This window comes from Streptomyces sp. NPDC051207 (genome assembly GCF_040682395.1).
In the GTDB taxonomy this organism is placed as follows: domain Bacteria; phylum Actinomycetota; class Actinomycetes; order Streptomycetales; family Streptomycetaceae; genus Streptomyces.
In genome coordinates this window covers 81,063-89,392 of record NZ_JBFBAX010000027.1, presented here as the reverse complement: position 1 = coordinate 89,392, position 8,330 = coordinate 81,063, and the positions used below count along the sequence as shown (strand labels likewise).

Sequence of the window (8,330 nt, the reverse complement as noted above, 5' to 3'; positions counted from 1 at the left end):
TATCAACATATCTGGCGTTGACTTTTGGCACGCTGTTGAGTTCTCAAGGAACGGACGCTTCCTTTGTACTCACCCTCTCGGGCTTTCCTCCGGGCGCTTCCCTTCGATGTTTCAACTCTACCAGTGTTTTTCCGTCCCCCTGACCACCGTTCTGCGAGCGCGCAGAAAGTGACCTCTGGAGAGGATCTGGCTGAGTTGGATGCTGCCGGGCCGGACGCCGTGCGGCGCTGCTCAGCCCCAAGCAGGTCTTCGACTGTACATCGCGCTCTGGAGAGGCGCAAATCGCAGTGGGCCGACGCCAGGGGCGCGAAGCGAACCTCTCGTGCGGAACCGGCACTTCATATGACATACGCTGCTGGTCAGCGCCGTCCGGGACAGGTAGTGACGGCGCTCGTCTGACTCTCCACCTCTGGGAGGCTTCCCATGACCACCGTGACGTCCCCGCTGGCAGGACGTGCCATCGGACTGGCCGCCGTGCCGGATCCGGTCTTCTCCGGGGCCATGGTCGGCCCGGGTATGGCGATCGATCCCGTGCGTGAGCCATCGGAGGCTGTGTCACCCGTTGACGGAGTCATCGTCTCGCTTCATCCGCACGCCTTCGTCGTGGTCGACGAGCAGGGACACGGTGTGCTCACCCACCTCGGCATCGACACGGTGCAGCTCAACGGCGAGGGCTTCGAGCTGCTCGTCGGCAAGGGCGACAAGGTCACGCGCGGCCAGGGCATCGTGCGCTGGAACCCGGCCGACGTCGAGGCCGGGGGCAAGTCCCCGGTGTGCCCGGTCGTGGCGCTCGAAGCCACGGCGGAGGCGCTCTCTGAGCTCCGTGAGGACGGCGATGTGAAGGCCGGCGACACGCTGTTCGTCTGGAAGTGACGTCAGTGCCGTCCTCACGACGGCCCGCAGGACAACCAACGCGGCGGCGGGACCCGCCGCTCTATCGGAGACGGGTGAGATGGAGACAACGCTGCGAGGCGTCGGCGTCAGCCACGGAGTGGCGATCGGCGAGGTTCGGCACATGGGTACGGCGGTGCTCGAACCGCCGGCCAAGCAGATTCCGGCCGAGGACGCGGAGCGTGAACAGGGGCGCGCGCACAAGGCGGTCGAGGCTGTGGCGGCCGACCTCATGGCGCGCGGCAACCTGGCGGGCGGCGAGGCCCAGGCGGTGCTCGAGGCGCAGGCCCTGATGGCCCAGGACCCCGAGCTGATGGCGGACGTCGAGCGGCGTATCGCCGTGGGCAGCACCGCCGAGCGCGCGGTGTACGACGCCTTCGCCGCGTACCGGGCCCTGCTGGCCGGTGCCGGTGAGTACCTCGCCGGCCGGGTGGCCGACCTGGACGACGTGCGGAACCGTATCGTCGCGCGGTTGCTCGGGGTGCCCATGCCGGGTGTCCCAGACAGCGACCAGCCGTACGTCCTCATCGCGCGCGATCTGGCGCCGGCCGACACGGCGCTGCTCGATCCGGCGCTGGTCCTCGGTTTCGTGACCGAGGAGGGGGGGCCGACCAGCCACAGCGCGATCCTCGCGCGGGCGCTCGGGGTGCCGGCGGTCGTGGCGCTTCCCGGTGCCGGGGAGCTCGCCGAGGGCACGGTGATCGCTGTGGACGGCAGCACGGGCGAGATCTTCGTGAATCCGAGCGAGGAGAAGAAGGCGCAGATGGAGGCCGCGGCGGCCGAGCGGCGTGCGGCGCTGGCGGCGTCGTCGGGGCCGGGTGTCACGTCCGACGGTCACAGGGTGCCGCTGCTGGCGAACGTGGGCGGTCCTTCGGACGTGCCCGCGGCCGTCGAGGCCGGGGCCGAGGGTGTCGGCCTGTTCCGTACCGAGTTCCTCTTCCTGGACGACAGCAAGCAGGCGCCGTCCGAGGAGAAGCAGGTCGCCGCCTACCGTCAGGTGCTGGAGGCGTTTCCCGAGGGCCGGGTCGTCGTGCGGGTCCTGGACGCCGGTGCCGACAAGCCGCTGGACTTCCTGACGCCGGCCGACGAGCCTAACCCCGCGCTGGGCGTGCGCGGCCTGCGGACGCTGCTCGACCATCCGGAGGTGCTGCGCACCCAGCTGACCGCGCTCGCCAAGGCTGCGGAGGGCCTGCCGGTGCACCTGGAGGTCATGGCGCCGATGGTGGCGGACCGTACCGACGCCAAGGCGTTCGCGGACGCCTGCCGGGAGGCCGGGCTGCGGGCGAAGTTCGGTGCGATGGTGGAGATTCCGTCGGCCGCGCTGCGGGCGCGTTCGATCCTGCAGGAGGTCGAGTTCCTGTCGCTCGGCACCAACGATCTGGCGCAGTACACCTTTGCCGCCGACCGTCAGGTGGGTGCGGTGTCCCGCTTGCAGGACCCGTGGCAGCCCGCGCTGCTCGACCTGGTCGCGCTGTCCGCCGAGGCGGCGAGGGCCGAGGGCAGGAGCTGCGGGGTGTGCGGCGAGGCCGCGTCCGACCCGTTGCTCGCGTGTGTGCTGACCGGTCTGGGTGTCACCTCCTTGTCCATGGGTGCGGCGTCGATTCCGTATGTGCGGGCGACGCTGGCGAAGTACACGCTGGCGCAGTGCGAGCGGGCCGCTGCGGCCGCGCGGGCGGCTGACACCGCCGAGGAGGCGCGCAGCGCGGCGCAGGCGGTGCTGTCCGGCGAGTGAGGCGGCCGGTTCGCCGACCGGCTGCGGTGAGGGGCGCTCCGCCTTCGGGTGGGGCGCCCCTCCCGTGTTTCAGCCGTCGCCGTGGTCGTGTCCCGGGACCTCAGGTCCCGTGTCTCCGAGGTCGGGTGGCTCGCAGTAGTCGACGCCCGGTTCCGGGGCGATCAGGTCTCCGGTCTCGCGGTCGGTGCAGTAGGCGTCGAAGACCTCGCCCGCGGTGAGCGGTTCGAGGCCGTTGCCGCGCAGGCGCCAGCCGTAGACGTGGTCGGGGGTGCCGGGGGCGCTGGTGCGGATGACGATTCCGCCCGGGTGGTGGGTGGCGAGGCCGAGGGCCAGGACCGTGGTGAATTCGAGGGCTTCCGCCTCGTCCAGTTGGGTGGCGCCGTCGGTGTCGTCGTCGGCGTGCAGGACGGCGAGGAGGGTTTCCGGTGGTCCCGAGACGCTGCACACGAGGTGCCGGTTGCCGCTGCGCGATGTTTCGAGGATGCGCAGGAGCAGTTCCGAGGCGCGGGTGAAGGCGGCGCGGCCGATGTCCTCGCCGCAGGTGGCGCAGGTGCCGAGGCGGGCCAGGAGGGTGCTCGCGTACTCCCAGGTGGCCTGTCGTACGGCTGCGTCGACCAGGTTCGGCAGGAGGTCGGTGAGCGGCCGGCCGTCGTAGGGGACGGTCGGGCCGGTGGTGGCGAGCTCGGCGGTGAAGCGGGCGCGGCTGGCGGGCCGGTCGGGGTCGAGGCCGGTCTCCTGGCAGAACTCGGCGTACTCGGCCGGGTCGAAGAGGGCGACCGTGGTGACGGTGCCCTGGGTGGCGCGGGCCCTGAGGAGGGCCTCGACTTCTCGTAGGTAGGTGGTGTGGTCGTCGAAGGTGAAGCTGCGGTAGCGCCGCATGGCACGGAAGTCGTGCTCGTCGGTCAGCAGGCCGAGGGTGCCGGCGATTTCGCGGCGCAGAGCGCGTCGCATGGTCAGTCGGTCGGTGTGCGCCATGTTTTCCCCCTGTGCGCAGTCGATCAATGCTCACTCACAGTAATCGGAGGCACTGACAACGGCGTCCGGCGGGGCGCGGACTTCGCCGGGCGTTCGGCGAAGTCCGCGTGGTGGTGAGGGAGTTGGCCAACCGACGGGGGTGGTCAGGAGCGCTTGCGGGCCAGGTCCTCGTAGAAGTGCAGGAGGTCGAGGTTGTCGATGGATCCGGGGTTGACCGCCTTCTCCATCGGGGTGCCCTGGAGGAGGCGCTTGACCGGGACCTCGATGCGTTTGCCGGTGAGGGTGTGCGGGACTCCGGGCACCTCGATGATCTCGTCGGGGACGTGGCGGGGTGAGAGCTGTTCGCGGATGGTCTGCTTGATGCGGTTCAGGAGTGCCTCGTCGAGGACGGCTCCGGGGGCGAGGTGCACGAACAGGGGCATCCAGTAGCCGCCGTCGGGCTGCTCGATGCCGATGACGAGGGACTCCTTGATCTCGGGGAGTCGCTCGACGGCTTCGTAGATGTCGGCGGAGCCCATGCGGACGCCCTGGCGGTTGAGCGTGGAGTCGGAGCGTCCGTGGATGACGACGGAGCCGCGGGAGGTGACGGTGGTCCAGTCGCCGTGCCGCCACACGCCGGGGTAGGTGTCGAAGTAGCTGTCGTGGTAGCGACTGCCGTCGGGGTCGTTCCAGAAGTGGATCGGCATGGACGGCATGGGGTTGGTGACGACCAGTTCCCCGACCTCGTCGACGAGCGGAGCGCCGTTCGGGTCCCAGGACCGCAGGTCGGTGCCCAGGCAGGGGGCCTGGAGTTCGCCGACGTACACGGGGAGGGTGGGGACGGCTCCGGCGAAGCAGGAGCACACGTCCGTGCCGCCGCTGACGGAGGCGATCCACATGTCGTCGCGGACCTCGTCGTGGAGCCAGCGGAAGCCGTCGGGCGGCAGCGGTGAACCGGTGGTGGCCACGCACCGCACCTTGCTGAGGTCGTGGTCCCGCGCGGGGTGGACGCCGGCCTTGCGGCACGCCATGACGTATGCCGCCGAGGTGCCGTACAGGGTGGCGCCGGTGCGTTCGGCGACCCGCCACTGCGCGCCGGTGTCCGGGAAGCCGGGGCTGCCGTCGTAGAGGACGACCGTGGTGCCGGTAAGGAGGCCGGAGACCAGGAAGTTCCACATCATCCAGCCGGTGGAGGTGTACCAGAAGAAGGTGTCCTCGGGGCCGAGGTCGCAGTGCAGGCCGAGCTGCTTGAGGTGTTCGACCAGGATGCCGCCCTGGGACTGGACGATGGCCTTGGGCAGGCCGGTGGTGCCGGAGGAGTAGAGCACCCACAGGGGGTGGTCGAAGGGCACCTGCTCGAAGACGGGGTCGGTGTCCGCCGCTGTCAGGGCCGACCAGTCCAGCGCGCCCTCGGGTGCCTCGGTGCCGAGGAGGGGGATGTGGACGACGGCGCGCAGGGTGGGCAGTTCGCGGCGCAGTTCGGCGACGGTGTCGCGGCGGTCGTGTTCCTTGCCGCCGTAGCGGTAGCCGTCGACGGTGAACAGGACGACCGGTTCGACCTGCTGGAAGCGGTCGAGGACGCTGCGGGCGCCGAAGTCGGGGGCGCAGGACGTCCACACGCCGCCGACGGCGGCTGTGGCGAGCAGGGCGACCACGGCCTGCGGGACGTTCGGGAGATAGCCGCTGACGCGGTCGCCGGGGCGTACGCCGAGGGCGCGGAGTTCGGCGGCCAGGGAGCCGACCTGGCGGCGCAGTTCGGCCCAGGTGACGGGGCGGGGTTCGTGGGTCTCGTCCACGTGCAGGAGGGCCGGTTCGTCCGCGCGGGTCCGTGCGGCGCGCAGGGCGTGCTCGGCGTAGTTCAGGGTGGCGCCGGGGAACCACTGGGCGCCGGGCATGGAGCGGTCGCCCAGCACGCGCGCGTAGGGCGTGGTGAAGCGGACGTCGAACCACTCCGTGACGGCCTTCCAGAAGGTCTCCAGCTCGTCCACGGACCAGCGGTGCAGTGCCGCGTAGCCGCCCTCGGCCGGAGCGCCGTGGTGTTCGGCGGCCCAGGTCTGGAACCTGGTGATCTGCGCCTGGGCGATGCGTTCCGGATCGGGCTGCCAGAGCGGCTGGGGGTTCTGGGTCGACATGGGGCGGCTCCCGGACTGTGCGCGTCGTGTGCGTCCTCCGCGCACGGGCTGGGGTGTGCGCGTGACGCGGCTGACACGGACGATGCCATGTGATCGACTTCAACACCAGGGCGCCCTCCACATAGTCCCCCTCGTGAAGATGTGGCCGGGACACGAGTGAACGGAAGCTGAACGGCACGCGGGCGTGGGTCACGCAGTGGCAGGGTGAGCAGCATGGACGGTCGTGACCTGGTGCGTTCGGTGAAGGCAGTCGGTTCCGCGGGGGTGGCCCAGGGGTTGCGTACCGTACGGGCGGCATGGCGCAGGCGGCGTGCGGATGCCGCCGGGCTGCCGTCACGCGGGGCAGAGCGCGCCCGGGTGCCGGGGTCGGTGCGGGGTGCGGAGCCGGGGCCGGGCGGTGGTGTGCTGCGCTTCGACCGGTCCGAGCTGCGGATTGTCGTCGCCGGGAACGGGTCGGTCTTCTGGGGGTGGGACGGGGCCGGTCCCGAGCCGTCGTACGCGCTCGCCGGGAGCTGTCCCGAGCCGGATCCGCGGGCCCAGCTGGAGCCGGACACGGACGGCGGCTGGCGGGTCGTGTCGGAGCGGATGACGGTGGGGGTCTCCCGGCACGGCGCGATCGAGGTGTGCACGCCGGGAGGGGTGACGCTGCGCCGTGATCACCCGCCGCGCTGGTGGGAGCCGGTGGGTGGCGGTCCGGCGCGGTGGATGCAGCGGTCGGAGGTCGCGGCGGACGCCCGGTTCTTCGGGCTGGGTGGCCGCGCGTCGGGGCCGCGGCTGCGGGACGGGACGTACCGCCTGTGGAACACCGACCCCGGCCGGGCTTTCGCGGCGGGGGACGATCCGCTGTACATCACGATGCCGGTGCAGATGATCGTGGCCGACGCCGGGACGCATCTCGTCTTCCACGACACCTCCTGGGACGGCACGGTGAGGCTCCAGGAGGGCGTCGAGGGTGCCGGTTCCGGGCACGACCGGGTCGGGACGAGCGAGGTGCGCGCGGACGGCGGGCCGCTGCGGTGCTGGGTGATGGTGGGCACTCCCGCGCGTGTGGTGCGCGCCTGGAGCTCCCTGACGGGGGCCGCCGCTGTGCCGCCCGCGTGGGCGCTCGGGCACCAGCACGCGCGGTGGGGTTTCGGCACCGAGCAGGAGGTGCGGCGGATCGTGGCGGGCTATCAGGAGCGCGGACTGCCGCTCGACGCCGTGCACCTGGACATCGACCACTACGACGGGCACCAGGTGTTCACCGTCGACGAGGACCGCTTCCCGAAGCTGCCGCAGCTCGCCGAGGACCTGCGGGCGGACGGGATCCGGCTGGTGTCGATCGTCGACCCGGCGGTGCGGGCGGCGCCCGGCAACGCCGTGTACGACGCGGGGACGGCCGGGGACGCGTTCGTGCGGGACGCCTCGGGGCGGGTGGTGCGGGGCGTCGCGTGGCCCGGGGAGGCGGTCTTCCCGGACTTCACGCACGCGCGTGTGCGTGAGTGGTGGGGCGGCCTGTACGAGGAGCGGCTCACGCGGGGGTTCGCCGGGTTCTGGCACGACATGAACGAGCCGACGTCGTTCGCCGCCTTCGGTGAGTCGACGCTGCCGCGCTCGGCACGACACTCCCTGGAGGGGCGCGGTGGCGACCACCGGGAGGCGCACAACGTGTACGCGTTGTGCATGGCGAGAGCGGCCTACGAGGCGCTGCGCACGCTGGAGCCGGGCCGGCGGCCGTTCGTCTTCTCGCGCTCCGGCTGGGCCGGCATGCAGCGGTACGGCGGGACGTGGTCGGGTGACGTGGCCACGGGCTGGCCGGGGCTGCGGGCGTCGCTGGCCCTGGTCCTGGGCCTCGGGCTGTGCGGGGTGCCGTACTCGGGGCCGGACGTCGGCGGGTTCGACGGGAGTCCTTCGCCGGAGCTGTACCTGCGGTGGTTCCAGCTCGGCGCGTATCTGCCGCTGTTCCGTACGCACGCGAGTCTGCGGGCGGGGCGCCGGGAGCCGTGGGAGTTCGGTGCCGACGTGCTGGAGCACGCGCGTGTGGCGCTGCTGGAGCGCCGGCGGCTGCTGCCGTACTTCCTGACGCTGGCGCATGTGGCCCGGCGCACGGGAGCGCCCTATGTGCGCCCGCTGTGGTGGTCGGCGCCCGAGGAGCGTGCCCTGCGCGACTGCGGGGACGCGTTCCTGCTGGGCGACTGCCTGCTGGTGGCGCCGGTGCTCGCGCCGGGCGTGGACCGGCGTGCGGTGCGGCTGCCGCGGGGGCGGTGGTACGACACGGCGACGGGGCGGGCGTACGAAGGGCCGACGCAGGTGCTGGTGGAGGCCCCGCTGTCGCGGATCCCGGTGTTCGCACGCGCGGGTGCCGTGATTCCGGTGCGGGGGCCGGAGGGGGACCTGGAGTTGGAGGTGTGGGCGCCCGCCCCGGGGCGTTTCGGGGGCGGGCTGGTCGTGGTGGACGTGGGGGACGGCTGGGACGAGCCGGAGGTCGAGCGGTACGCCGTCCGCCGGGAGGGCCGGAGGGTGATCGTCGAGCGGGAGGGTGAGGACGGCGTCGGCGAGCCGCCTCATCCGGTGCGTGTGCGCGGGCTGGCGCCTGCCGGACGCCGCGCGGTGGGCACGCCGTGAGCCGCATCCACAGGCCG

Annotated in this window: 5 protein-coding genes; 3 read left to right on the top strand and 2 right to left on the bottom strand. The window is 72.1% G+C overall.

Translation table 11 applies throughout. The annotated features are described in order from the left end of the window. Positions 1-423: 423 nt before the first annotated feature. Positions 424-873: a PTS glucose transporter subunit IIA gene (locus AB0M97_RS24090; RefSeq protein ID WP_365963028.1), complete on the top strand. Its 450-nt coding sequence runs from the start codon at positions 424-426 to the stop codon at positions 871-873. A 79-nt stretch (positions 874-952) separates the two neighbouring features. Further along, positions 953-2,623, top strand: coding sequence for a phosphoenolpyruvate--protein phosphotransferase (gene ptsP, locus AB0M97_RS24085; protein WP_365963027.1), 1,671 nt, complete (start codon positions 953-955; stop codon positions 2,621-2,623). Positions 2,624-2,692: 69 nt separating this feature from the next. Here the strand turns inward: ptsP and AB0M97_RS24080 are convergent, their stop codons facing one another. Further along, positions 2,693-3,598, bottom strand: a complete 906-nt coding sequence (locus AB0M97_RS24080; RefSeq protein WP_365963026.1) for a hypothetical protein — start codon at positions 3,596-3,598, stop codon at positions 2,693-2,695. Between the two features lie 143 nt (positions 3,599-3,741). After that, positions 3,742-5,709: an acetoacetate--CoA ligase gene (locus AB0M97_RS24075; RefSeq protein ID WP_365963025.1), complete on the bottom strand. Its 1,968-nt coding sequence runs from the start codon at positions 5,707-5,709 to the stop codon at positions 3,742-3,744. Positions 5,710-5,922: 213 nt separating this feature from the next. On the opposite strand from AB0M97_RS24075, the gene AB0M97_RS24070 reads away from it, so the two are divergent. After that, the gene (locus tag AB0M97_RS24070; protein ID WP_365963024.1) at positions 5,923-8,313 is read left to right on the top strand and encodes a glycoside hydrolase family 31 protein; all 2,391 of its coding nucleotides are present in this window, start codon (positions 5,923-5,925) and stop codon (positions 8,311-8,313) included. Positions 8,314-8,330 lie beyond the last annotated feature (17 nt).